This is a genomic window from Vreelandella piezotolerans (assembly GCF_012427705.1).
GTDB classification, from domain to species: Bacteria; Pseudomonadota; Gammaproteobacteria; order Pseudomonadales; family Halomonadaceae; genus Vreelandella; species Vreelandella piezotolerans.
Window position 1 is genome coordinate 1,836,686 of the sequence record NZ_CP048602.1, and the last position, 25,023, is coordinate 1,861,708.

Here is a 25,023-nt window from a genome sequence, read left to right on the forward strand (position 1 = left end):
GACGCAAAGGAGACGTGGCATGAGCCAATTGAAAACTAGCTTGGTGCAGTGCGATTTACGTTGGGAAGACCCGCAAGCCAATCATGAACATTTAGAGGCGCTACTCGGTGATTTGGATGGTCGCGATACGGATCTGATCGTGTTACCCGAGATGTTCGCCACAGGCTTTACCATGAACTCTCGCGAGATGGCGCAGCCCATGGCCGAGAGTCAGAGCGTGGCGTGGCTACAGAGCCAGGCGCAGGCGAGAAACTGTGTTCTGACGGGGAGTGTGGCCATTGTAGATGATGGCCAATACTACAATCGCATGGTTTGGGCGACGCCTGACGGTGAATTGCACTACTACGATAAGCGTCACCTGTTCCGCATGGCTGGCGAGCACGAGCGCTACGGGATGGGGTCAACGCGCCATATCGTCGAACTCAAGGGGTTCAAGCTTCAATTGAGCGTATGCTACGACCTACGCTTTCCCGTTTGGATGCGCCAGCAGCCAGCAGAGGATGAACATTTCGAGTATGATGCCATCCTGTGCGTCGCTAACTGGCCCGCTCCCCGTCGACATCCGTGGCGTACGCTGTTACAAGCACGCGCGGTAGAGAACCTCGCCTATGTGGTAGGGGTAAATCGTGTGGGTGAAGACGCCAAAGGGCTAGCCTACAGCGGCGACTCCATGCTGGTCGATTTTAAAGGCGAACCGCTGATCGACCAGCCCGCCCATACTCCGTTCATTGAAACGGGGGTGTTAGATAAAACGGAACTCGATGCCTTTCGTGACAAATTTCCTGCTTGGCAAGATGCCGATCGCTTTACGTTACTGCCAGGAGTCGGGCACTAATGCGGCTTGATCGTTTTTTAAGTGAAACCACACCGCTGACTCGCAGTTTGGCAAAACGTGCGCTTAAAAACGGGGAGGTGACCCTCAATGGCGACCCTATCAAACAGGCGGCCACCCAGATCGATACCGGCAACGATGAGGTACTGCTCAACGGCGAACGGCTTACCTTGGTGGGCCTTCGTTACCTGATGATGCATAAACCCGCAGACGTGGAGTGCACGGCGCGCCGGGGGCTTTATCCGCGGGTGATTGACATTATCGATGTGCCCAAGGTCGAACGACTACAGCCAGTCGGGCGCTTAGACGTGGACACCACCGGCCTGTTACTGCTAACCGATGATGGCCAATGGTCTCATCGGGTGACTTCGCCACGCCATCGCTGTGCTAAAGTCTACGTGGCCGAGCTTGCCGACCCTATGGAAGACGAGACCGCCGAATGGGCAGTAGAGCAAGTCGCTCAGGGGATTCTTCTTGAGGGTGAAGAAACACCGACGCACCCGGCCATCCTTCGATTCGTGACTCCCAAGAAAGCGGAGCTAACCATTACGGAAGGGCGTTACCACCAAGTAAAACGCATGTTCGCCGCGTTAGGCAATCATGTTACTGCGTTGCACCGCCACTCGGTCGGTGACGTAGTGCTGCCAGATGACCTTGCCCCAGGCGAGTGGCGCGAGCTTACACCTGAAGAGATCGCTAGTTTCTAGCCAGCATTTCGCTGTTGAACGCTGCCCGCAGCATACTCCTGAAGGCAGCGTTTTAGTGCGTGCTTTTTTATACCGTTATCTTAATTGTTGACGCTTCTCAAAGCCAACGTCACCTTTTAAAGATGACAGACTAAACGGTTAACCAACGACAAAAGGGACGTATTAGTAGAGGTGTGCCGCTTCGATAAGGGCCTTGGTATAGGGGTGGCGAGGGGCGGCCAGGACCTCTAGGCAGTTCCCTTGTTCGATCACTTCGCCATCTTTTAGCACCATGATTCGGTGAGCCATGGCGCGCACCACGGCGAGATCATGGCTGATGAACAAATAGCTGAGCTGGCGGCGTGCTTGAAGGTCGCGTAGTAGCACCACGAGCTGCTTTTGCACGGTACGGTCGAGCGCAGAAGTGGGTTCGTCCAGCACAAGAAGCTCCGGCTCTAAAATGATCGCTCGAGCGACGGCAATGCGTTGACGTTGGCCACCGGAAAACTCATGAGGGTAGCGGTCGGCGCAGCTCTTTGGCAAGCCGACCTCACTGAGAGTGCGGTGAACTCGCTCGGTCACTTCCATCTCACTCAGCGTTGGGAAGTGAAAGCGTAACCCTTCACTGATGATATCGAACACGGGCATACGGGGAGATAGGGCGCCATATGGGTCCTGAAACACCATTTGAAAACGGTGCCGCTGACGGCGTAACGCCTCCCCAGTGAATTGGCTCAGTGTCGTGTCGCCCAGCTTGACGTCGCCTTGGCTCGCTACCAAGCGCATGATGGCGGAGGCAAGGGTCGTCTTTCCAGATCCCGACTCACCGACGATGCCTAGTGTTTCACCTGGTGTAAGGCTGAGATCAGTGGCTTTTAGCGCTTCGAATGCGGGCGGTTGACGCTGGAATAGGCGTGTTTTAGGGCGCGCGAAACTGACCCGGAGTTGTCGAGTGGTCAGCAAAGAGTGAGTGTTCGAAGGTTCGGCTGGGCGGCCCTCAGGCTCAGCGGCAATCAACGTTTTAGTGTAATCGCTTTGCGGTCGGCGAAACACGTCCTCGACTCGACCGCTTTCCTGCAACTTGCCTTGGTACATGACGCAAACGCGATCGGCATGACGACGGACCAGATTCAGATCGTGGCTAATCAGCAATACGCCCATGTCGTGACGGTCACGTAGCTCTTTGAGTAGCGCTAGGATGTCCTGTTGCACGGTCACATCCAGCGCGGTCGTCGGCTCGTCTGCAATCAATAGCGCAGGGTCGTTAGCAATCGCCATGGCGATCATCACCCGCTGGCGCTGGCCACCGGAGAGCTGGTGGGGCCAAGCGTCCAGAAGTTCTTCTGGCCGAGGCAGCTTTACCTGCTCGAGAAGCGCTTTGGCTCTCTGCCGGGCCGCTTGGCCATTTAGGCCTTGGTGTAGTCGGAGGGTTTCGCCAATTTGCTTGCCGATGCGATGCAGAGGGTTGAGTGACGTCATCGGCTCCTGAAAAATGAACCCCACGCGGTTGCCGCGAATGCCGTTCCAGTCACGTTTGCTTAGCTGTGTTAGATCGGTGCCTTCTAGCCAACGTTGACCGCGCACTTCTGCATTGCTGGGCAATAGGTCAATGGCACCCAGCGCAGAGACCGACTTTCCTGACCCAGACTCGCCAACGATCGCGAGCGTTTCACCCGGGTTTACCGACAGTGAAAGGTCATCTACAACGACCTTGCCATCAAAGGCCACCGTGAGTCCATCGAGTGTCAGCAGCGGTTGTGGGGTTGGCTCAGACATGAGTCGTTTCCTGGGCAGTAGAGGGACGCTGCTTAACGTGGCGCGGGTCGAACGCATCGCGTAAGCCTTCCCCGATAAACACCAACAGAGACAGCATGATGGCTAGGGTCATGAAGGCGGTGATGCCAAGCCACGGCGCATGCAGATTGTTCTTGCCCTGTGCGGCGAGTTCCCCGAGCGACGGGGCCCCGGGTGGCAATCCAAAACCTAGAAAATCCAGTGCCGTTAGGGTCCCAATGGCGCCGGTAAAAATGAACGGAATGAACGTTAGGGTAGCGACCATTGCATTGGGCAGCACGTGGCGCCACATGATCAGGCGAGAGGGCAACCCCACGGCTTTTGCGGCGCGGACGTACTCCAGGTTGCGGGCGCGCAGAAATTCGGCGCGCACGATGTCGACTAGCCCCAGCCAGGAAAAGAGCAGCATGATACCTAGCAGCCACCAAAAGCCTGGCTGTACGAAGCTTGCCAGTATGATCAGCAAAAACAGCACCGGCAGTCCCGACCAGATTTCGGTGATCCGTTGACCGATCAAGTCGACTTTGCCACCAAAATAGCCCTGCACGCCGCCTGCGATAACACCGATCACCAGCGAGCCCGCCGTCAATACCAGCGCGAACGCCACAGAGAGCCTGAAGCCGTAAATGACGCGGGCCAAGACATCGCGGCCTTGGTCATCGGTGCCTAGCCAGTGGCGGCGGTCCGGCGGTGCAGGGGACGGGCGCGTCATCTGCATATCGAGCGTTTGGTAAGAGAACGGAATGAGGGGCCAGAGCGCCCAACCGTGGTTGCTAATCTGTTGCTGAATGAAGGGGTCTAGATAATCCGTGCGGGTCGGTAAAAAGCCACCAAACTCGGTTTCTGGATAATCGACCAATAGCGGCACGTACCACTGACCGTCGTACTGCATGACGATGGGTTTGTCGTTGGCGATGAGCTCGGCGAATAAGCTGATGAGAAACAGAACGGCGAACAGCCACAGCGAAACCCGCGCGCGGCGATTATCGCGAAACGCGGCGAGTCGCCGAAGCGTGATGGGCGATAGGCGAGAGGTGATTGCGCACATATCAAGACTCCCTCGACGCGAAATCGATACGCGGGTCGACCCACACGTAGGTAAGATCCGATACCAGTTTGAGCAGCAGGCCAATCACGGTATAGAGAAAGAGCGTGCCAAAGATGACCGGATAGTCGCGCTGCATGACGGCCTCGAAACCAAGCAGACCAAGGCCATCCAGTGAGAAAATCACTTCGATGAGCAGCGCACCGGTAAAGAAAATACCAATCATGGCTGATGGCAGCCCAGCGATGATGATCAGCATGGCGTTACGAAACACGTGCCCGTAGAGCACGCGTTGCTCATCGGCACCTTTGGCGCGTGCGGTGAGCACGTACTGCTTATGTATTTCATCCAAAAAGCTGTTTTTGGTCAGCATGGTCAGGGTGGCAAAACTGCCGATTGAGGCCGCGATAACGGGCAGCGTGATATGCCAGAAGTAGTCTTTTATCTTGCCCCATGCCGACAGGTCGTCAAAGCCTGGCGAGGTTAGCCCGCGTAGCGGAAACCAATCTAGATAGGTTCCCCCAGCAAACAGAACAATGAGTAGAATGGCGAATAGAAAGCCGGGAATGGCGTAGCCAACGATCACCAGCCCCGATGTCCAAACGTCGAAACGCGAGCCATGGCGTAGCGCTTTGCGAATGCCCAGAGGAATGGAAATCAGGTAGACCAGCAAGGTGGTCCATAGGCCGAGTGACACCGATACGGGGAGCCGCTCTATCATTAAATCGATCACCGGACGATCACGAAAGAAACTGGTGCCAAAATCTAAGGTTAGGTAGTCCGTCATCATGCCGATGAAGCGTTCATGGGCAGGTTTGTCGAAACCAAACTGCTGTTCGAGCTGCTCGATGAAGCGCGGGTCGATGCCCCGTGCGCCACGGGAATCATCATTGATCTGAACATCCGCACCGCCCATGTCCAAGCGTGTACTGGCCATGGCATTGGCACCTTCGAAGCGAGCCAGCATTTGATCGATCGGCCCGCCTGGCGCGGCTTGTACGATCATGAAGTTGAGCAGCATGATACCGAACAGCGTCGGAATCATTAGTAGCAGTCGGCGTAAGGTATAGCGAGCCACAATGCACTCCATGAATGGACGACAACAAGGAGGGTTGTCGGCAAGCGTTATCGGCGCTGGTTATCAGCGATGGTTGGCAGCATTCGTTCAAACTCACCCCGGGGCAGGCATGCCTACCGGCGGCGATTGCGTCGCTGAAGCGCCGCTTCACGTTCGGTATCTACCCACCAAGCATCGAGATCCATGGCGTAATCAGGAAAAGGTTCTGGGTAGCCAAACTTATCCCACACGGCGATGCGTGTCTCGCCAGAGTGGTAATGCGGAATCACATAAAAGCCCCAACGTAGCACACGGTCAAGGGCGCGGGTGGCCGTATCCAGTGATTCCCGGTCATCGGCTCGAATGATCTCTTCCACCAATGCGTCGACGGCTGGATGGGCCAGCGCCATACGGTTGCGGCTTTGTGGCGCTTCGGCGGCAGCGCTGGTCCAGTAATCGCGCTGTTCGTTCCCAGGGTTATTGGATTGAGGAAAGTGGCTAATGACCATGTCGTAGTCGTAATCCCGCACCCGGTTAAGGTACTGGTTAATATCGACAATGCGCATGGACGTCTGGATGCCTAGGCGTGCCATGTTGCGTAACATCGGTTGTACCACGCGCTCCAGCCCTGAATCATATAGGAGCACTTCGAGGGAGAGGGGGCGCTCCTGATCATCTACCAGTACCCCCTCCTCAACGCGGTAGCCTGCCTCACGAAGCAGGCTTAACGCCAACCGCAGCCGCTCGCGTAGTTCAACCGGGTGATCGATGGGTAAGGGCGCCGTAAACAGCCTGTCTGATCGATGTGACGCCAAAAGCTCATCACGGTATGGCTGTAGTAGCGCCAGTTCCTCATCGGAAGGCATGCCGACCGCTTCCATTTCGGAGTTTTGAAAGAAGCTCTCGGTTCGGGCGTAAGTGTTGTAAAAAATATTGGTATTGAGCCAGGGGAAGTCGAACGTCAGGCTCAAGGCTTCTCGTACACGTGGGTCCTGAAACTTCTCTTTACGCAGATTGAAAACGAACGCCTGCATCATCGATGGGTTAACGTCGGGTACGGTAATCCTCTCGATTAGCCCGTCACGGTAAGCAGGAAAATCGTAGCCGATGGCCCAGGTGGCGGCACGCGCATCGATACGAAAATCGGTGAGGCCCGCTTTGAACGCTTCCCAGGCAATGTCCCGATCCCGGTAGTACTCGTAGATGACCCGATCGATGTTATAGCGCCCGATATTGACGGGCAGGTCTTTACCCCAATAGTTTTCGTCGCGCTGGTAAACGATGCGACGCCCAGGGTCTACCTCACTAATACGGTATGGTCCTGAGCCAGGGTGAGCGGCAAGCGTCGGAGCGCTAAAATCACGAGGCTCCCAATAATGTCGGGGTAGGATGGGAAGCTGCGCCACGATCAGGGGCAACTCTCGAGAGTCGGTGTCATTGAATTCAAAGCGCACCTGATGCTCGTTCAACGCGATGGCTTTCTCGACGCCTGCGTAATAACTGGCATAGAAAGGGTTGCCCTGTTCGCGAAGAAGGTCGAACGAGAAAACGACGTCGTAGGCGGTTAGGGGCTCTCCATCCTGAAAGCGGGCTTGTTCGCGCAGGTCAAACTCGATCCAGCGACGCTCCGGATCCAAACGCACGCCTTCTGCTAACAGGCCGTAAAGGCTAAAAGGCTCGTTAGGGTTACTCGCCATCAACGTGTCATAGATTTGCGAGATACCGGTGGCTGGCGTACCGCGAATGATGAAGGGATTGGTCGAGTCGAAGCTGCCGCCGACCGCAGTGTGAGTGATGGAGCCACCCTTGGGCGCTTGAGGGTTTACGTGGGGGAAGTAGGCGAAATCTTCGGGTAGCGCCGGGCTATCGTAAAGCGATAGCCCATGTACCGTCTCGACCGGGACGGTACTGGGCGCGCTGCCAAGCATCTCTTCCGAGGCCCATAGCGAACAGCTCAGCAGCAGTGTGCTGATCAATAATCCCGTCTTTTTGAGCATGACGCTGCGTGCCATCGGTAAACTTCCTGTTGTAACCTTGCCTCAACGTTATAATGCCCGTGTATGACTGTGCTATCGTCTCTGCTACCGATCCGAGAGTGACAGTAGCTGCCCAGGCTGAAGGGCTTCGGGGCGCTCGATAGCATTCCAGCGGATTAAGTCTTGCTGATCAACGTTATATCGGGCAGCAATCGTTGACAGATTATCCCCTCGCTCGACGCGATGCACCTCTGGGGTAGCGGTCGAGGCCAGCGTCGTGTCGTTGGCTTGCGAAAGCTGAGCTAATACCTGCGTATCTACCTCTTCTGGCACCAGGAGCGTCTGCGCGCTACGTGGGTCGAGGCTGCCATTGAGCAGACCAGGGTTTAGCTCGGCTAGCGCTGATTGGCTGACATCCAATAGTTGGGATGCTTGTGCCAAGCTGACGGGCTGCTCCAGCTGCACTTTGGCAAAGGCAGGATCTGGATGGATGTCCGGCAGTTTGACGCCATACTTGTCGGGCTCGTTGATGATGGTGGCAATGGCTTTTAACTTGGGTACGTACTGCATGGTTTCATGGGGCAGTGATAGGTCCCAATATTTGCCGGCTAGCCCTTGGCTCTGTGCTTGGCGCTGGGCACGATTGACGGTGCCTGCGCCCGCATTATAAGCGGCTAGCGAGAGCATCAGATCTCCCTCGTACCACTCATCGGCCTGCATTTCCAGATAATCCAGCGCTGCTTCCGTCGAAGTGACCACATCCAATCGGCCGTCATAGTTGCCATTACGTACTAGCCCCAATGCGTCACCCGTACCGGGCATGAACTGCCATAAGCCGGCTGCACCGAGATGGCTTCGTGCGCTAGGGTCAAAGGAGCTCTCGACAAAGGGAATCAGAGCGATTTCACCGGGTAAGCCGCGGTCACTCACTTGTTGAGCGATCCAAGCGAGCCACGGTGTGGCACGTTCGGTAATGGCCGCGATGTTTTCCGGGCTAGAGCGATAGTACTCGATCCATTCATCGACTCTGGATTGAGCATCGGCGGGAAGGTTCTTATCCTGCCACTGGAAGCTCGAGCGTAGCGAGCTCCACGCATCCTGGGGCTCCAGTACCAGCGACTCCCAGAAGTGGTGATGCAGCGCAGTGGGCTGGAAGCGTGCGGTACGTTCGTTCCCATTATTCGCCACGGCATCATTGACGGTGGTATAGGTCAGATTCGGATCGGTGGCAGATGCTTGTGAGCTGGCTGCAGCGGCCAAAAAAAGGCCCATTACTACGGTACTCCCAGCGCTTAACAATAAGCGCTGGCGAATCGTTCGATAGGTCATAGTCGAGTTCGTTTCTAGTCGATAGCGTTCTTAAAAACGGTTCTTCCACTCCCGAAGAGTGGTGAACGTAGCGAGATTGTCATCGTTAGACCCCTGGCATCCCGCCGCTTGGCGCACGCTGTCGGTGCCCACGCGCAAGTAGGGGTTGATCGTCAGCTCGCGTCCTATCGTGCTGGGTAACGTCGGCCGGTCCAATGCCCGTGCCTTCTCACACTCCTGCAGTGTGTATGTCACAGCGTCATTGTCAGGGTCGGCAGCACGTGCAAACGTCAGGTTTGCTTGCGTATATTCATGCGCTGCAAAGACCAGTGTATCCTCGGGGAGTTCCGCTAAACGATTCAATGAGCTGAACATTTGCTCGGGTGTGCCTTCGAACAGGCGCCCGCAGCCTGCGCAAAACAGCGTATCGCCGCAGAAAAGCAAGGCGGGAATGCCGGGAGCGAAATAACTAATGTGGTCAAGAGTGTGTCCCGGTGTCGCCATGACATCGAACAGGCGACCCATGATGCGCACCTGATCACCGTCCCTCACGCGAACGTCGATTCCTTGGATGTCAGGGTTGTCGGGGCCAATGACGCGAGGAGAGTAGCGTTTGATGAGCGCATCCAAACCGCCAACGTGATCCTGGTGATGGTGAGTGATCAGTATGGTGTCTAGGGTGAGCGCCTCACGTTCGAGGATGTCAATGACAGGCGCTGCTTCACCGGGGTCCACCACGCAAACGCTTTGACTGGTATCTTGTCTTATGAGCCAAATATAGTTGTCGCTTAGGGCGGGTATCGGTGTCACGCTCATCATGGGCGAGATCCTTTGAATGCTAAAAATGCGTAAAGTCCAACCATGCGCTGTCGCGCGCAAAACTGATACAAATAGACGTTAAAAAGCCGTTACTGTGGAGGGAAGCGCCGTTTATGTCAAATTCGCCAAAAGCCGACAGCTTGGCGCAGCGCTTGACCTGCGCGCAGGCTTACTGGCAATCCGATGCAGGCCGAGCGCTTTGGGAAACCCAACGTGCCTGCCTGGGCCCTGTGGTAGAAGGCCGCAAAGGCGGCCACAGTCTCGAAATGGGCATGGGGCCAGCAATGATGGGTATGTCATTGATTACACACCCGATTCGCTGGGCTCCCAGCCGCGCCTTGGCAGAGAGCGATGCCTCGTTGGTGTGCCCGCCGGATCAATGGGCACTGCCTGACCGTTGCCTGGATACGGTGGTCATTCACCACTGGCTGGAACACCTTCATGAGGCTCACCATACCCTTCGGGAGGCGGCTCGCGTAACGGCGGATAATGGCGTTCTGGTTCTGTTTGGATTCAACCCGCTCGGTTTGAATGGCTTAACACAGCGCTGGCGCAAGCAACAAACGGCCTTCCCCTGGAACGGCCACTGGCGTTCGGCGAACCGTTTAAAGGATTGGTTGGCGTTTGTCGACTTTGAGGTTGAGCGCGTAGACTACTGCTGTTTTCGTGGCCCACTCAGTACAGCTTGCGGTGTGCGCTGGGAGGCTTGGGGGAGGCGGCATAATTTGCCGCTGGGCGAAAGTTATATGATCCAAGCCCAACGACGCCAGCGTCATGCCCCCGTTCAGCGCGTCAAATTTGGTCTAAGTGCTCCGATCGCGCCCTCTTCGTTGGGCGCTACACGGACGGGCGCTCCCTGGAGCCACTCGAAGAGCCAGCGTCGTTTAAAAAAGGATAGTGAACGTGATTAAGCAAGCAGCCGAGGGGCTGCCCCAGGTAACGGTGTATACCGATGGGGCCTGTCGAGGAAATCCGGGCCCAGGCGGCTGGGGTGTCGTGTTGGAAAGCGGACCCCATCAAAAGACATTGAAAGGCTATGAGGCCGAGACCACCAACAACCGCATGGAGTTGACGGCAGCGATCATGGCACTGCGTGCTTTGAACAAGCCTTGCAGCGTTGCGTTATGGACAGACTCGCAATACGTCCGCCAGGGCATTACCCAGTGGATCCATAACTGGGTCAAACGCGGCTGGAAAACGGCGGCCAAGCAGCCTGTCAAAAATGCCGAATTGTGGAAAACGCTTCATGAAGAGACGCATCGCCATCGCGTAGAGTGGCACTGGGTGAAAGGGCATAGCGGCCATCCAGGCAACGAGCGTGCCGATGAGCTGGCCAACGAAGCCATCGATGAACATCAAAGGAGAGCGGCATGCGTCAAGTCATCCTAGATACGGAAACGACGGGTATCGATCCCAAAGATGGGCACCGTTTAGTGGAGATTGGTGCCGTCGAGATGGTCAATCGTCGTTTTACCGGACGGACTTACCATCAGTACATCAATCCCGAGCGCCATATCGACGCTGAGGTGGTCGCGGTCCACGGCATCGATGATGCCAAAGTAGCGAACGAGCCTGTATTTGCTGAGATCGCCGATGCGTTTTGGGCGTTCATCGAAGGGGCCGAGTTGGTCATTCACAATGCCCCCTTCGATGTCGGATTCATCGACCATGAGCTAGGCATGCTCAACAAACGCCGTCGGGCACCCGCGCTCGGACCGGTGCGAGACCATTGCCGAATCCTCGATACGTTGGTCATGGCGCGTGAAATGCACCCGGGGCAACGTAATAATCTCGACGCGTTGTGCAAACGCTATGATATCGACAATGGACACCGCGTACTTCACGGCGCTTTGCTAGACGCCGAAATACTGGCCGATGTGTATCTGGCTATGACCGGCGGCCAAACGGCGCTGACCTTGGATGCCGATAGCGGCAGTGACAAGCGTCAGCAGAATGAAGCGAACGAAGGTCTTTCGGTGCGTCGCTTATCACTGTCGCCTGGGCAACTGCGTGTCATTCGCCCCACCCAAGAGGAGCGGGCAGCTCATCAGGCCAAATGTGAGGCCCATCAGTTGCGCTGGCTAGACGGATCCGCTGCCGATGCTTAAGCGCCAAATCCCCCATCATGTCAAAGAGGGGCGTGTGATACGTGTCTCTCGCAGTCACATTGCGCCTGCGCCTATCAAGAGTGAGCTATCGCCGCTGCAGCCTCTCCAACCATGGACTGAGCAGATGCAGCCACTGTGCTATTGGTACGATGAACCGGTGGCACTGCTGGTGGAAACCCAACCCGGCGACGACTGGATAGAGGGGCGACAGTGGCTGGGACAGTTGCCCGCATCCTGGTTTAGCTTGCTATCGACGGCACTACAAGTGGGTGCGTGGCTGGAGAATCACCGTTTTTGCGGACGTTGCGGAGAAAGAGCCACCAAGCTCGAAGCCGAGTTTGCCATGCACTGTCACTCCTGTGGGCACCGTAACTATCCGCGCATTTCGCCCTGTATCATTACGCTGGTCACCAGCGGTGAGGCAATGCTGCTAGCGCGCAGTCCGCGCTTTCCTCCTGGGCGCTACTCCACGTTGGCCGGTTTTATCGAACCGGGGGAGTCTGCGGAGGAGGCCGTACATCGAGAAATTTTCGAAGAGGTAGGGGTGCACGTGGATCGGTTACGATATCACCATAGTCAGGCGTGGCCCTTCCCGCACTCGCTCATGCTGGGTTTTTTTGCCGAGGCCACGACAAAGCGCATTCGGATCGATGGTGTAGAGATTAGCGATGCTGCATGGTTCTCGCCGCGGCAGCTTCCGTCGCTGCCGCCGCCTTACTCCATTTCTCGCGACTTGATTGAAACGCATTTAGCAAGGTGGCGCGAGTAGGACGTGTTTATTGGCTGGGGAACAGGCTGGTCAGCTTGGTGGCGAGCATGACGTTACCGGTGGCCTTCAATTTACCGGTCATGAACGCCGTCATGCCATTGATCTCACCGTTCATGATGCCCTTCAGCGTGTCCGTACTCATGCTCAGGCTGACCGACGGATCGTCGTGCTCGCCCTCATGCACGCCGAGCGTACCATCCTGGATATCCAAGTAGTGACTGCCCGCATCGGCGAAGTGAAACTGAAAGACTTCGTGCATCCCTTTGGCCGCCTCGGGGTTAAAGCGAGATTGCAACTTATCAAGTGTGGTGGATGACATAGGATCGTTCCTAAGTGTGAGTGGTGTGATTAACGTACCATGTTTGGATGAGATTATTTCAAACAATTGTTTTAATCAAGCCTGCGGTCACTAACGCGAAAAGCAGGCTTGATTGATAACAAAAAAGCAAACGTTTCAAACACAGCAGAGGAGAGTGACGATGGCTGAGTGGGTCGTGGAAATGGGCACATTCTTACTGCAAACCACGCTGATCATGGGGGCCGTCGGGCTATTGCTGATCATCGTTATGCGCAGCAAAGAGACTGGCGAACATGGCCTGAAGCTGCATGTCGAGTCGCTCAATGATCAGCGTCGGGCACGCCAGCGCCGTCTGCGTGTGACGACGACCGTCCAAGGGGCGCGTAAAAAGCTCATCAAAGCGTTTCGTCAGGAGGAGAAGGCCAGGCAAAAAGCAGCCAAACAAGGTCATAGTGGCAGTTCATCGCAACAAAACGTTTGGGTCTTGGACTTTCATGGCGATATCAAAGCGTCTCAGGCGGAACGGTTTGCCCAGGAAGTGTCTGCGGTGATCGACGTAGCCAGTGCCGATGATGAAGTCATCGTCAGGCTCGAATCAGCGGGCGGTCTGGTACATGCCTATGGCCTAGCAGCCGCCCAGCTCGATCGACTCAGAGAAGCGGGTCTGACGACGACGGTGTGCATTGACAAAGTGGCTGCTAGTGGGGGCTATATGATGGCCTGCACCGCCAGTCACATCAAAGCCGCACCCTTTGCAGTGATCGGCTCGATTGGCGTAGTGGCGCAAGTGCCAAATATCCACCGCTTGCTCAAACGTAACGATATCGATGTCGAGCTGCTGACTGCCGGTAAATACAAGCGCACGTTGACGGTTCTGGGAGAGAACACCGAAGAGGGGCGCGAGAAGTTCATCGATGATTTGGAAAACACGCACCGTTTGTTCAAAGAGTATGTCTCCCGACATCGTCCAGAGATGGATATCGACACGCTCGCGACAGGCGAAATTTGGTATGGCAGTGAAGCGTTGGAGCAAAAGCTGGTGGATAGTATCGGTACCAGTGAGGCTTACCTGGTGGAGCGAATCGCCAACGCACAGGTGTACCGCGTCAAGCTAGAGCCGCCGAAAACACTTAGCCGTAAGGTGGGGTTGGCGGTGTCGGCGGGGGTAGAGCATGCCATTGTGAAGGCGCTAGGCGTGGTCGATGCCGCAGGGTGGCAGCGCCGCTAACATCGGTGGCTGGCGGCGATGGTGCGCTACGCCGCATAGTGTTGCGCCAGGGTGGCGATGATCGCCTTGGCGCTTTCACTGCTCAGAGAGTAGTAAATGGTTTGTGACTCCCTGCGGGTATTGACCAACTGGTCACGACGTAAGATGGCTAGATGCTGTGACAAGGCCGATTGGCTCAACGAGAGCTGCTGATTGATTTGTGTCACTGACAATTCTTTCTCAGCCAGTAGGCACAGAATCTGCAAGCGTTTTTCGTTGGCTAGTGCTTTAAGCAATTGCGTGCCCGCCTCGATGGCGTGACCATTATGTTCCAGAAGTCGTGTAGCGGCGCTCGTAGAAGCAGACATGAAAATCTCCTTGCCTACACTGTTATGACAGCGTTGTTATAGGTTATGTAGCCATCGTCGCGTCGCGAGGATTGGGTTGTTTAATGATCAGTAATTTAGGGGTTTTTGTCCAAATATGGGTTTAACGATCTATCAATGATAATAGGTCGTGCGTTGTCGACAATGCTGGCGTTTAGATGCGTCTTTGGTCGTGTTTACACCCATAGTATGAGGGTGGGTTGGTGAATTACTTTATAAAGTGTCAACAATCCATCTTTGCTTTAAAGATGCTCTTTCATTGACACAATAATCACAAGGTCACCATGAGCCTCTACCAGCGTACCTACCAACACGCCATCGAACATCCAGACATGTTTTGGGCCGAGCAAGCCAAGCGAGTGCCCTGGTACACACCACCTAGCACCATTCTCTATTACGATGAGCAGCAGCATGCGCGCTGGTTTCACGACGGAGAGCTGAATATCTGCTACGCCGCCATCGACTACCATGTCGAGCAAGGTCGCGGCGATCAGCCTGCGCTGTACTGGGACTCCCCGGTCACCAACTCAAAACAAACGCTGAGTTACCAAGCGCTGCGCGATCGAGTGGCGCATGTTGCGGGCGGGCTCGCCAAGCTGGGCGTGAACAAAGGTGATCGCGTGATCATCTATATGCCCATGGTGCCCGAAGCGATGATTGCCATGTATGCCTGCGCCCGCTTGGGCGCGGTTCATTCGGTGGTATTTGGTGGTTTTGCCCCCCATGAGCTGGCGGTACGTATCGAAGATGCCGAACCCAAAGTGGTCATCGCTGCCTCCTGCGGTGTCGAAGTCGATAAAGTGCTGCCCTACAAGCCGATCGTCGACAAAGCTATCTCTCTAAGCAGCTTCAAACCCGATGCTTGTGTGATCTACCAACGCGATGTGCACCGCGTCGAGCTGCAGCCTGGCGATGTGGATTGGCAGACGCTGGAGGCAGAGGCGCTTTATGTTGAGTGTGTCCCCGTCAAAGCCACTGACCCGCTTTACATACTGTATACCTCTGGCACCACTGGGAAGCCGAAAGGGGTGGTGCGTGATACCGGCGGTTACGCCGTCGCCTTGGCCTACTCCATGGAAGCCATCTATGGGTTGAATCCCGGCGACGTCATGTTCACCGCCTCCGATGTGGGGTGGGTGGTGGGGCACTCCTATATCGTCTATGCACCGCTACTGCGCGGCTGCACGACCATCGTCTACGAAGGCAAGCCCGTTAAGACCCCGGATTCAGGGGCGTTCTGGCGCTTGATTGATGAGTACAAAGTGAAAAGCTTCTTCACGGCGCCCACGGCGTTTCGAGCCATCAAAAAAGAAGACCCCGAAGCCAAGCAGTTAGAGCAGTACGATATCAGTAGCTTGCAGCACTTATACGTGGCAGGCGAGCGTCTAGATCCGCCTACGTTCCACTGGTTAGACGACCTGCTCGATGTGCCGGTGATCGACCACTGGTGGCAAACCGAGACCGGCTGGCCGATTGCTGCCAACCTGCCAGGCATCGAAGCGGCGCCCACCAAAGCGGGGTCTGCGACATACCCCGTGCCTGGGTTCGACGTGCAAATAGTAGATCGCGATGGCGAACAGGCACCCGCCATGCAGCAGGGCATTGTCGTCATCAAGCAGCCGCTCCCCCCGGGGTGTCTGGTAGGCATTTGGCGAGACCCACAGCGCTTTCATAGCGCTTATATGGCGGCTTACCCAGGTTTTTATTTGACCGGTGACGGCGGCTACTTCGATGAAGAGGGCTATCTTTTTATCATGGGGCGTACGGATGACGTGATCAATGTCGCCGGACATCGTCTCTCTACCGGTGAAATGGAAGAAGTGGTGGGTGCGCATCCTGCCGTGGCTGAGTGCGCCGTGATCGGTATTCACGATGAGTTGAAAGGTCAGGTGCCGGTCGGGCTGGTGATCCCCAAAGATGGCTTTAATGGCTATGAAGCAACGCTTGAAGCCGAGCTCATCGAGCGGGTTCGCGATCACATAGGCCCCATTGCGTGTTTCAAGCAAGTGCTGATGGTCAACCGGTTACCCAAAACTCGCTCTGGTAAGATATTGCGCAAACTGCTGCGTAATATCGCCGATGGTAAATCCTTCGGGATACCCTCTACCATCGATGACCCGACCAGCCTGGATGATGTGCATACCGCGATGCGCGAACGCAATGTGGGTGCCGCTGATCAGGCTACTCCCACCGATCACTAATGCTGTGCTGCACGCGCCACCGCCCTGTGAGAGCCTAGCTGCCGGGGCGGTGGGGCGACAAGATACGTTCCACTGTCTTTTATTACTGCTGGTAACGCGTATAATGCGCGCCCCAGTAGCGCTTATGGCGCTTTTTTGAGGGTTCCCTAACCCCTCTCCATTAAAAAAAGGTCAATTCGCATGTTCGCTTTAACCGACGCTCAGCATCGCCGTTGCCTCATGGTGATGGTCGCTTTCCATATCACCATCATCGCCGCCAGTAACTACCTGGTGCAGCTCCCCTTCACACTGTTTGGTTTTCACACCACCTGGGGCGCCTTTAGTTTCCCATTTATCTTTCTGGCGACTGATTTGACGGTTCGCCTGTTCGGTAAAGGACCTGCGCGTAGTATTATTTTGCGCGTGATGTTTCCCGCGCTGATGGTCTCCTACGTCGTATCCGTGATTTTTCCGCGAGGCAGCTTCGCTGGCATCGAAGCGCTTGGCGAGTGGAATCTTTTCGTGGCCCGCATTGCAGTGGCAAGTTTTCTGGCATACGTGCTCGGCCAGCTGCTGGATGTGCAGGTGTTCGATCGCTTGCGCCAGTGGGCTTGGTGGGTCGCGCCCGTTTGTTCGACGATCCTGGGCAATCTAGCGGATACGTTTGCCTTCTTCGCCACCGCCTTCTATAACAGTCCTGATCCTTTCATGGCGCAGCACTGGGTAGAAATTGCTGCCGTCGATTACGCTATTAAGCTGGGCATTAGCCTACTGTTCTTCCTGCCGCTTTATGGGCTGCTGCTGGCGTGGCTCACGCGTCGCTTGGTGGTATGGACGGGACAACACGATGCCTCACCGCGAACCGCTTAACCGATAAGGACGTAGCATGACCGACCGTGCCCCCGTGGATCTTTACGTGATGGACCTGCCCGCCGAGGCCGATGAGACAAGCCAGCCGCTGGTAGTGATTCATGGCTTGCTCGGTAGCGCCGACAATTGGCGCTCTCACTTGAAAGTGTGGCAGCGAAAGCGTCGGGTGGTCGCGGTGGACCTACGAAACCACGGACGTTCTCCCCACGCCGAAGGCATGAGCTATCGGGCCATGAGCCAGGACGTGTTAGCCGCGCTGGATAAGTTGGGCATCGAGCAAGCCCACGTGTTAGGGCACTCCATGGGCGGCAAGGTGGCCATCACGCTGGCCCGCCAAGCCCCACAGCGCTGTCTCTCACTGATGGTGGCCGACATCGCCCCAGTGGCCTATCAGCACGGCCATGACGACGTCTTCGCCGCGCTTGAGCAGGTGCGCGAAGGTCAGCCTACCAATCGGCGTGAAGCGGATGCCTTGCTGGCGGAGCATGTCGATTCACGGCCCACACGACTCTTTCTCGCCACCAACCTGGTGCGAGACGAGCAGGGCGTGATGGGCGTGCGGGTGGGGCTAGACGAGATCAAGCGCGGCTACGAGGATATCATCGGCAAGCCCGATGGGAATGTCCCGTTCGAGGGGGCAACGTTAGTTCTGCGCGGCGCCGACTCTCACTACGTCAGTGACGACATGCTGCCCGCGCTGCGTGAGGTGCTGCCGCGAGCCCGGCTCGTCACTCTCAAAAACGCCGGGCACTGGCTACACGCCGACCAGCCCGAGGCGTTTCAGCAAGCCATCGATGCTTTCATAGCGGCGCAATCGTAAGGCCGTGCTGGTCGGGCGCGCTCAAAAAGCGGTTGAAGATGCGATAGGTATCGACGTCGAATTGTGGCGCGTCCCCCGTCAGCGCTTGAGCGCAGCGGTGGGTCGTGGCGCTCCCCAAGTAGCACCAATGGTCGACCACATGATACGCAATGGGGCCGCCTCGGCGGCTCTGCTCACGGATGACGATACGGCTTGGCCACGGCCATGCGCTCACCTGCAGTTTGGCCAGTGCTCGCTGCGCGCGCAGGCTATGCGCTTCCAGCGGTTCCTGCTGACAGCACGCGCCACGGCATTTGCCTAGCTGTTGCGCAAAGCAACGCCCTTTGCCTTTCTCCAGGCCCAATACGCGAGGGCAAAGGCCGTGCTCTTCGGCCACGCTGCGTAGCGCTTCTTTGGCCTCTTTGGCACTCCTAAATAGACCGAACAGCTTGCCCGGCTGAGGCTGGCTGATGGCCTTGCCGCTCACCAGTGTGGGGCAAAGGGCATCGCTTGGCCAGTACCACGCTTTCAGACTCCCTTGGCGGCGTAGCTGGCGGTTCATGATGGGCATCAACGTCTTGACGAGCTGCGCTTCGCGTAGCTGAGCGCTCATATCCCCCGCGGTTTCTTCCCACTCGATATGCTGGATCTGTTGAGCAAGACGCATTTCTTTATCGTCTTGATGGTCGCGTTGAAAATGACCCAGCACTCGACTGCGCAGATTGACACTTTTACCCACGTAGAGCGGCAAACGGTTATGCCCGTAAAAAAGATACACGCCGGGGGCACTAGGCAAATCGGCGATCTGATCGCTGGAGAGCTGCGCTGGCAGACTGCGATGGCGCTGTTCGTCGGTAAGGGCCGCCTGAAAACGCTCCGTTTCACATTCGCGTCGCCAGGTTAGCCATAGCTCCCATAGCGCGTTGGCATCGTCTTCGGCGCGGTGCTGACGTGCCCTAGGAATATCGTAATGGGCCAGCAGAGCGGTCAAGTTATGCGTGGGCAGCGTCGGGTGTAAGCGTCTTGCAAGGCGCAGCGTGCATATCACCGAAGGTTGGTAGCGATGGCCAGCGCGTTTGAACTCGTTCCGTAAGAAACTAGCGTCGAATCGCGCGTTATGCGCGACCAGGCAGGCACTGCCGAGCCATGCCAGCAGCTTCTCGGCGATGTCAGAAAACGTAGGGGCGTTGGCCAGCATGTCATCATAGATGCCGGTGAGCTGACTGATATGGGCGGGCACACTGGTCTGAGGATGAATCAAGCAGACAAACCGGTCGACGACGTCACCGTCCACTACCTTCAGTGCCGCGATTTCGGTGATCCGGTCGCGGGTGGCCCGAGTGCCGGTGGTTTCGATATCGATAAACACTAGTGGGGTATCGTGCATAGAGCTCCAGCGCGTGATGGATGTGGCAGGTAGCTAAGGCGTGGGTCAACGCGTCATGAGAAGGTGTGGATTCACCGCGAGGCGCGCTACAGGAAGCTCGTTAGAGATCGCACCAGCGTTTTGTAAATAGCGCTCGAACGCTGCATAGCGCCGCTCATCCAGCGCCGCCGGGCTTAGCGCGACGCGGCGAAGCAGATCATCCCATGTGGTTTGATGAATGGGATTATCCAGCACGGGGTGAGTCGTGACCAATAGCGACCACGCCTCGTCCGGGTGCTCGATCATCCAATTGCTGGCTTCTTCCACCGCCAACAGTACCCGAGACCACGTTGTGGCTCGACGAGCCACGGAATCGCTGTTAGCTACGAGAATGAGTCCGTCGTGGCGGGGGATATCGAGCTCGCTGTAGCGAACGGTGTGGGTGACGATGCCATCGGCCGCCAGTTGCGCGGGCAAGCTGTGGTAAAAACCATCCGCCACGGCATCGACTCTGCTCGAACGGAGGGCATCAGCGGCATCGAAATGCACGCTTTCGGGCGCAACGAAGTCATCCACTTGCCGCACCGAGCGTGGCAGTAGTCGCTCTACCAGCACGTCACGCCCTTCGCGGGTAGAAAAGCCGTAGTGCAGATCGGCCAGGGTGTCTTCGACGTTGGCAGGTGCGGGCGCTTCGCCCGCCACGATCACGGCGTTGAGCGGTGTCTCGATCAACGTGGCGATACGGACGATGGGCGCTCCTTCATGGGCATGTAGATGTAGAAGCGGCTGGCGAGTCAGGGCTAAATCGACCTCGCCGGCTGACAAAAGCTTGATGGCAATGGATGGGTCAGCTGGGGTCGATAGGGCGATATCCAAGCCTTGGGCGGCGAACAGTCCGCGCTCTTTTGCCACGATAAGCGCCGCATGCTGTGGGCTCAAATACCAATCTAGCATCAGCGTAAGTTGTTTGAGCGGTGGCGGATCAAGGGGCGGTGGCGGTACCACTGCCATGCTGGGAGCTTCTTCGAGTGCCTCTATTGCCCGGTCGTCATCGGCAGGCCACAACCCCTCGGGTAGTCTTACGGTGCTATCCAAAGAGAGCGGCGGCTCAGTGATCTCTGCTTCACGCTCTTCGTTTGCGTAAGTCACTGAAAATGAAAATAATAAAATAAGGACCCATGACAGAGCTATTAATGAACGTTCACGCCAAAAAGCGTTCAACATAACCTCAACTCCCGATGGTAGGACGGCGGAGTTTAGCTGTCAGGCAAAGCATCTGGCTAGTCCCTTGCATAAACCTAGCGAACACGCTCAGTAAATTCAGCAACGACATGCAATAATAGAACGGCATTAATGTAGAGACGGAGAGACATGGACGCAATTTATACGTTCTTCCTGGTGGGTGGTTCCCTAATGGCGCTCAGCATCCTCGCGAGTCGTCTCTCTTCCATGGTGGGCGTACCGATACTGCTGATTTTCTTGGGCCTCGGGATGTTGGCCGGAGAGGAAGGCCTGCTAGGCGTCGAGTTCGATGACTATTCCATGGCCTTTACGATCGGCCATCTAGCGCTCGCCATGATTCTGCTCGACGGTGGGTTGCGCACGCGTCTTAAAACGTTCCGAGTCGGGTTTCGTCCTGCGCTCTCTCTGGCGACGTTCGGTGTCTTCATTACCAGCGCCATCGTCGGCGTCATTGCCATGTGGGTATTTGATCTCTCCTTGGTACAAGGGCTGCTGGTAGGTGCCATCGTCGGGTCTACCGATGCTGCGGCGGTCTTCTCCATGTTGAGCGGGCGGGGAGTGAACCTTAACGAACGGGTAGGGGCGACGCTGGAAATCGAATCGGGTACCAACGACCCGATGGCGATCTTTCTAACCCTGATGCTGGTAGAGCTGCTGGTCGGTGACATCGGCGGTGTCGGCGAAACGTTGCTGTTCTTCGTTTCTCAGTTTGGTATTGGGTTGGCCGTCGGCATTGGGGGCGGATGGCTTAGCGCTAAACTGCTCCGCTGGCTGGACTTGGCACCTGGTCTTTATGCCATGCTGGCGCTGGCACTTGGCTTTAGCGTGTTCGGGTTGACCAGCGTGCTAGGAGGTAGCGGCTTTTTAGCGATTTATCTAGCGGGCCTGATGATTGGTAATCAGCCAGGCCGCCACCTCAATTTCATCCTGCCCGTACACGATGGTTTGGCCTGGTTGAGCCAAATCGGCTTGTTCTTGGTGCTGGGATTACTGGTGACGCCCAGCCAGCTTTGGGACGTGGCCCTGCCCGCTGGCTTCGTTGCGTTGGCGTTGATCTTCGTCGCTCGCCCGCTGGCCGTCTTGATTAGCATTAAACCCTTTTTCAAATTCCGTTGGCGCGAAACCCTCTTCATTGCCTGGGTCGGCCTGCGCGGAGCCGTTCCGATCGTGCTCGCCATTTTTCCAGTGATTGGCGGAGTCGAAAACGCGTCGCTCTACTTTAATGTCGCCTTTGCGGTGGTGCTGATGTCGCTGCTGATTCAAGGCGGCTCTCTCACCCTCATGGCCCGCTGGCTGAAAGTAGAAGTACCCGCGGGTACCACGCCCAACCGTCGCGGTCCACTGGGCATCCTCCCGGATAACGACTTCGAGATGTTCGTTTATGTCGTCGAAAACGAAGACCTTGAAGACGTTCCAATCCGATTGCTGCGCTTCCCCTCGGGTGCGCTGATTTCGGCGCTGTTCCGCAATCACGTCATGCTGCATCCCAAGGGTAGCACCCGGTTGAAACTTGGCGATGTAATCTGTGTGATTGGTCGTACGGAAGACCTGGTCGCGCTCAACCGACTGTTCAATGGCGATGCCAAGCTCAAGCAAGAACGCGCCTTCTTTGGCACCTTTACCTTGGACGGCAACGCCCAAATGCAGGATATCGCCCAAGCCTATGGCTTGACACTGAGCCCCGGCGAGCAGGAGATGACGCTCGCAGAGTTCGTCTCTCTCAGAGTCGGCGGTCACCCTGTGGTCGGTGACGACGTAGATTGGCATGGTATCCACTGGGTCGTCAGCGAAATGGAGGGTGGCATGATTACCCGCGTCGGTTTAAGGCTCTACTAATTTATTCAAAAGGCGTTGACTTACAAGGAGAAGCTGTTAGTATACGCACCCATAAGCCGGAGGGATGGCAGAGCGGTTGAATGCACCGGTCTTGAAAACCGGCATAGGTTAATAGCCTATCCAGGGTTCGAATCCCTGTCCCTCCGCCACTTATCTCGAAAAGCCCCTGATTCGTCAGGGGCTTTTGCGTTTCTAGGCCCCGCGCTTCCTTCCTACCTACAAGCCCTTTATAAAAGGCACCGGTCTTTCAGTGTGTCATCTGGTACGATTTTGCTCTAATCCATGTAGCAACTAACAATCCTCTGTTGAGATGATGGGAATTCAACAGGAGAATGCGATGTCTCTAACGGATAATGAGCACAAGCTTTAGGTTAATGATGTTTTGCGGACACCTGTAGGTGCGGGCGGAACATAAAAGCTAACACATGAAATTACGCATCAAACCACATCGCAAGGCTCGTGCGTCTGGCTCCGTTATGGAGATTTGACCAACGGGTAACTACATTGAGTTCATGCCAAAAGGTACACCTCAGCAACGTGTGGGGCAGTATTATTGGCAGAATGTAGGATTACAGCTCAGTAAATCCATCAAGACCATCAAGACTTATGAGTAGCTTGGCCATGAAAGTTGAGAATGTCCAAACGCGGCCATTTGGCTTATGTTGATACCTCAACCAATAGGACGGTGAGTTTATGAAACGGGTATTAGCTCTAGCGATAGCGTTGGCCATGTCAGGTATTGCTCATGCAGATCCGACCATTGATGGCTCAAACCCGCGCTATTTCGACAGGTCACTTCAAGAAATTCGTGCCTCGTTAGATGAAGCAGAGGCAGAGCGCTTTAACGAAGCCGTCGAAGCTCTGTTGATGCGTCGATCTCAGCAAGGGATGACGATTGTCGAGATCAGCGAGCTAAGTGATGATGAACTTGAAGCCATGGCCACAGAGGCTCGTCGCAGTCTGCACGGCCTTAGCGGCCCTGAGGTGCTCGAGCTCGCGGGAGAGCTCCCCGAGAAAAGCAAAGAGGCTGACGATCTTGACATTCCCATTGCGCAAGAAATGCTGGACCGCTTCGTTATCGAAAGCGCCGAGTACCAGTTGATTGAAGATGACTCGTTGAATGCTGATCCCGTGATAACGTTGCGCGTGACCAACAACACTGGCGAGCCAGTCGCGAGGGCGCACTTCCGAGGTGTATTGCAAAGCCCAGGTCGTTCGGTGCCTTGGGTCGACGAGACGTTCTACTATACCATTTCTGGCGGTATCGAGCCGGGCGAAACGTTGGAATGGAATTTAGCGCCCGATAGCACTGGCCCATGGGGCAACCCATCGATTGGTGATGACGCCAGTCTAAGTATTGAGGTGCTTCGCCTGGACGATCCCTCAGGGAGCATGCTTTGGGAAAGACCTTGACGTAAATGGTGCCTAAAAACCCGCCTCGGCGGGTTTTTTTGATGCCGATTAAGCCATTCACGATTCCTAGCCAAACTTAGTGAATTGCGTTGCGTTCACTTCTGGCTCAATCCAGCAGCGATTCCCCCGTGCGCGTGAGCAGCGCTTTCAAGCTAGGCGACTCGAACCGGCGCTGGATGGTAATGGCATAGAACTCTTCCCAGACGCCGGGGAGCGCGCCGTAATCTTTGAGCGTTCCGTTATTGAGCTCGTCACGCACGACGACCGGTGGCATGACGGCGATGTGCTGGGTATCCCTCGCCAGCAGACGCATCATGGCCATGTCATCCACCTCGGCGGCGATTTTGGGGGTAAGACGATGATGGCCGCAAAGCTGATCGAACGCGTGGCGCGTGGCGTTTTCCACGCCGGGTAAGATGAAGGCATGCCCGTTGAGCGCGCTAGGAAAAATGGGCGGGGGGGAAAGACGAGGCGTGGCGATCAGGCTCACCGACTGCCGCGCCAGTCGCTGAGAGTGCCAGGGGTGTTCGCTATCGCCGCGAACGGGCTGGTTCGAGAGCACCACGTCGAGCTTGTGGGCAGAAAGCCGTCTGAGCAGGTCGTCGAGCCCTCCGCTTTGCAAAATCAAATCCAAATCGTCTCGACCTAGTAGCGGCCTTACGAACCCCTCCTGAAAGTTACGCGACAGCGTGGCGACCGCCCCCACGCGAACGACCTCGCGGTGGGCGTGGCCACCCTCGGCGAACAGCGCGCTGAGCTCTTCTCCCTGGGTAAAAATGGCCTCGGCGTAATCGAAGGCGAGCCTGCCGGCTTCGGAAAGATGCAGCTGGCGCCCCTCTCGAATGAACAGCGCTTGGCCCAAGCGCTCCTCTAACTGACGAATCTGCTGCGAGAGGGACGACTGAGAGACATGCAGCGCCTCGGCCGTGCGGGTGAGATGGCCTAATTTTGCCACTTGCCAAAAGTAGTAAAGATGGTGGTAGTTGAGCTTCATGGCAGGAGATCTCAGCAAGGTGGGTCTTTTCGTTCTGT

At 56.3% G+C, this 25,023-nt stretch carries 22 protein-coding genes, 1 tRNA gene and 1 pseudogene; 13 read left to right on the forward strand and 11 right to left on the reverse strand.

Annotation, left to right across the window (positions count from 1 at the left end; all coding sequences use genetic code 11):
- The first annotated feature begins 19 nt into the window (after window positions 1-19).
- Window positions 20-835, forward strand: coding sequence for an amidohydrolase (locus GYM47_RS08405; protein WP_153843305.1), 816 nt, complete (start codon window positions 20-22; stop codon window positions 833-835).
- Complete coding sequence (locus GYM47_RS08410; protein WP_153843306.1) at window positions 835-1,539, forward strand: pseudouridine synthase; 705 nt, start codon at window positions 835-837, stop codon at window positions 1,537-1,539. Before GYM47_RS08405 ends, GYM47_RS08410 begins: the two co-directional genes overlap by 1 nt.
- 162 nt (window positions 1,540-1,701) lie before the next feature.
- Here GYM47_RS08410 and GYM47_RS08415 read toward each other — a convergent pair whose 3' ends face one another.
- The 6 genes from GYM47_RS08415 to gloB all read right to left on the reverse strand — a co-directional run bounded on the left by GYM47_RS08415 (window position 1,702) and on the right by gloB (window position 9,517).
- Window positions 1,702-3,294 (reverse strand): ABC transporter ATP-binding protein, encoded by a 1,593-nt coding sequence (locus tag GYM47_RS08415; RefSeq protein ID WP_153843307.1) that lies wholly within the window; start codon window positions 3,292-3,294, stop codon window positions 1,702-1,704.
- On the reverse strand, window positions 3,287-4,360 hold the full coding sequence (locus GYM47_RS08420; RefSeq protein ID WP_153843308.1) for an ABC transporter permease: 1,074 nt from the start codon (window positions 4,358-4,360) through the stop codon (window positions 3,287-3,289). The genes GYM47_RS08415 and GYM47_RS08420 overlap by 8 nt, the downstream gene beginning before the upstream one ends.
- A gap of 1 nt (window position 4,361) precedes the next feature.
- A complete protein-coding gene (locus GYM47_RS08425) occupies window positions 4,362-5,435 on the reverse strand; it encodes a microcin C ABC transporter permease YejB (protein ID WP_153843309.1) in 1,074 nt (357 codons plus the stop codon).
- A 113-nt stretch (window positions 5,436-5,548) separates the two neighbouring features.
- The gene (locus GYM47_RS08430; protein ID WP_153843310.1) at window positions 5,549-7,426 is read right to left on the reverse strand and encodes an extracellular solute-binding protein; all 1,878 of its coding nucleotides are present in this window, start codon (window positions 7,424-7,426) and stop codon (window positions 5,549-5,551) included.
- 69 nt (window positions 7,427-7,495) lie between these two features.
- Complete coding sequence (locus tag GYM47_RS08435) at window positions 7,496-8,719, reverse strand: transglycosylase SLT domain-containing protein (RefSeq protein WP_153843311.1); 1,224 nt, start codon at window positions 8,717-8,719, stop codon at window positions 7,496-7,498.
- 30 nt (window positions 8,720-8,749) lie between these two features.
- On the reverse strand, window positions 8,750-9,517 hold the full coding sequence (gene gloB, locus GYM47_RS08440; RefSeq protein WP_153843312.1) for a hydroxyacylglutathione hydrolase: 768 nt from the start codon (window positions 9,515-9,517) through the stop codon (window positions 8,750-8,752).
- A gap of 113 nt (window positions 9,518-9,630) precedes the next feature.
- On the opposite strand from gloB, the gene GYM47_RS08445 reads away from it, so the two are divergent.
- The 4 genes from GYM47_RS08445 to nudC are packed head-to-tail and all read left to right on the forward strand — an operon-like array spanning window position 9,631 to window position 12,394.
- Window positions 9,631-10,428: a class I SAM-dependent methyltransferase gene (locus tag GYM47_RS08445; protein WP_139527684.1), complete on the forward strand. Its 798-nt coding sequence runs from the start codon at window positions 9,631-9,633 to the stop codon at window positions 10,426-10,428.
- A complete protein-coding gene (gene rnhA / locus GYM47_RS08450; RefSeq protein ID WP_139527683.1) occupies window positions 10,421-10,906 on the forward strand; it encodes a ribonuclease HI in 486 nt (161 codons plus the stop codon). Before GYM47_RS08445 ends, rnhA begins: the two co-directional genes overlap by 8 nt.
- Window positions 10,888-11,625, forward strand: coding sequence for a DNA polymerase III subunit epsilon (gene dnaQ, locus GYM47_RS08455; RefSeq protein WP_139527682.1), 738 nt, complete (start codon window positions 10,888-10,890; stop codon window positions 11,623-11,625). The genes rnhA and dnaQ overlap by 19 nt, the downstream gene beginning before the upstream one ends.
- Window positions 11,618-12,394 carry an NAD(+) diphosphatase gene (gene nudC, locus GYM47_RS08460; protein WP_153843313.1) on the forward strand — a complete coding sequence of 259 codons (777 nt, stop codon included), beginning with the start codon at window positions 11,618-11,620 and terminating at the stop codon, window positions 12,392-12,394. Before dnaQ ends, nudC begins: the two co-directional genes overlap by 8 nt.
- Window positions 12,395-12,401: 7 nt before the next feature.
- On the opposite strand, the gene GYM47_RS08465 is transcribed toward nudC, so the two are convergent.
- Window positions 12,402-12,713, reverse strand: a complete 312-nt coding sequence (locus GYM47_RS08465; RefSeq protein WP_139527677.1) for an SCP2 sterol-binding domain-containing protein — start codon at window positions 12,711-12,713, stop codon at window positions 12,402-12,404.
- A gap of 160 nt (window positions 12,714-12,873) precedes the next feature.
- Between GYM47_RS08465 and sohB the strand changes: the two genes are divergently transcribed.
- A complete protein-coding gene (sohB, locus tag GYM47_RS08470; protein WP_153843314.1) occupies window positions 12,874-13,920 on the forward strand; it encodes a protease SohB in 1,047 nt (348 codons plus the stop codon).
- Between the two features lie 26 nt (window positions 13,921-13,946).
- On the opposite strand, the gene GYM47_RS08475 is transcribed toward sohB, so the two are convergent.
- Window positions 13,947-14,267, reverse strand: a complete 321-nt coding sequence (locus GYM47_RS08475) for an ArsR/SmtB family transcription factor (protein ID WP_139527673.1) — start codon at window positions 14,265-14,267, stop codon at window positions 13,947-13,949.
- A 299-nt stretch (window positions 14,268-14,566) separates the two neighbouring features.
- Between GYM47_RS08475 and GYM47_RS08480 the strand changes: the two are divergent.
- The 3 genes and pseudogenes from GYM47_RS08480 to GYM47_RS08490 all read left to right on the forward strand — a co-directional run.
- Window positions 14,567-16,486, forward strand: a pseudogene (locus GYM47_RS08480) (propionyl-CoA synthetase); the annotation flags it as partial.
- 180 nt (window positions 16,487-16,666) lie between these two features.
- Window positions 16,667-17,335, forward strand: coding sequence for a 7-cyano-7-deazaguanine/7-aminomethyl-7-deazaguanine transporter (locus GYM47_RS08485; protein WP_153843316.1), 669 nt, complete (start codon window positions 16,667-16,669; stop codon window positions 17,333-17,335).
- Window positions 17,336-17,351: 16 nt separating this feature from the next.
- Window positions 17,352-18,155: an alpha/beta fold hydrolase gene (locus GYM47_RS08490; protein ID WP_139527667.1), complete on the forward strand. Its 804-nt coding sequence runs from the start codon at window positions 17,352-17,354 to the stop codon at window positions 18,153-18,155.
- Here the strand turns inward: GYM47_RS08490 and GYM47_RS08495 are convergent.
- Window positions 18,136-19,521, reverse strand: a complete 1,386-nt coding sequence (locus GYM47_RS08495) for a 3'-5' exonuclease family protein (protein ID WP_153843317.1) — start codon at window positions 19,519-19,521, stop codon at window positions 18,136-18,138. The genes GYM47_RS08490 and GYM47_RS08495 overlap by 20 nt on opposite strands.
- A 45-nt stretch (window positions 19,522-19,566) precedes the next feature.
- Complete coding sequence (locus GYM47_RS08500; protein WP_331250798.1) at window positions 19,567-20,649, reverse strand: ABC transporter substrate-binding protein; 1,083 nt, start codon at window positions 20,647-20,649, stop codon at window positions 19,567-19,569.
- 222 nt (window positions 20,650-20,871) lie between these two features.
- Between GYM47_RS08500 and GYM47_RS08505 the strand changes: the two genes are divergently transcribed.
- The 3 genes from GYM47_RS08505 (at window position 20,872) to GYM47_RS08515 (ending at window position 23,991) form a co-directional block, all read left to right on the forward strand.
- Complete coding sequence (locus GYM47_RS08505) at window positions 20,872-22,578, forward strand: potassium/proton antiporter (protein WP_153843319.1); 1,707 nt, start codon at window positions 20,872-20,874, stop codon at window positions 22,576-22,578.
- Between the two features lie 58 nt (window positions 22,579-22,636).
- Window positions 22,637-22,727 (forward strand) — tRNA-Ser (locus tag GYM47_RS08510).
- A 544-nt stretch (window positions 22,728-23,271) separates the two neighbouring features.
- Entirely contained in the window at window positions 23,272-23,991 is a 720-nt protein-coding gene (locus tag GYM47_RS08515) for a DUF6694 family lipoprotein (protein WP_153843320.1), read from the forward strand.
- Window positions 23,992-24,097: 106 nt separating this feature from the next.
- On the opposite strand, the gene GYM47_RS08520 is transcribed toward GYM47_RS08515, so the two are convergent.
- Complete coding sequence (locus tag GYM47_RS08520; RefSeq protein ID WP_231125609.1) at window positions 24,098-25,003, reverse strand: LysR substrate-binding domain-containing protein; 906 nt, start codon at window positions 25,001-25,003, stop codon at window positions 24,098-24,100.
- Between the last annotated feature and the right edge of the window lie 20 nt (window positions 25,004-25,023).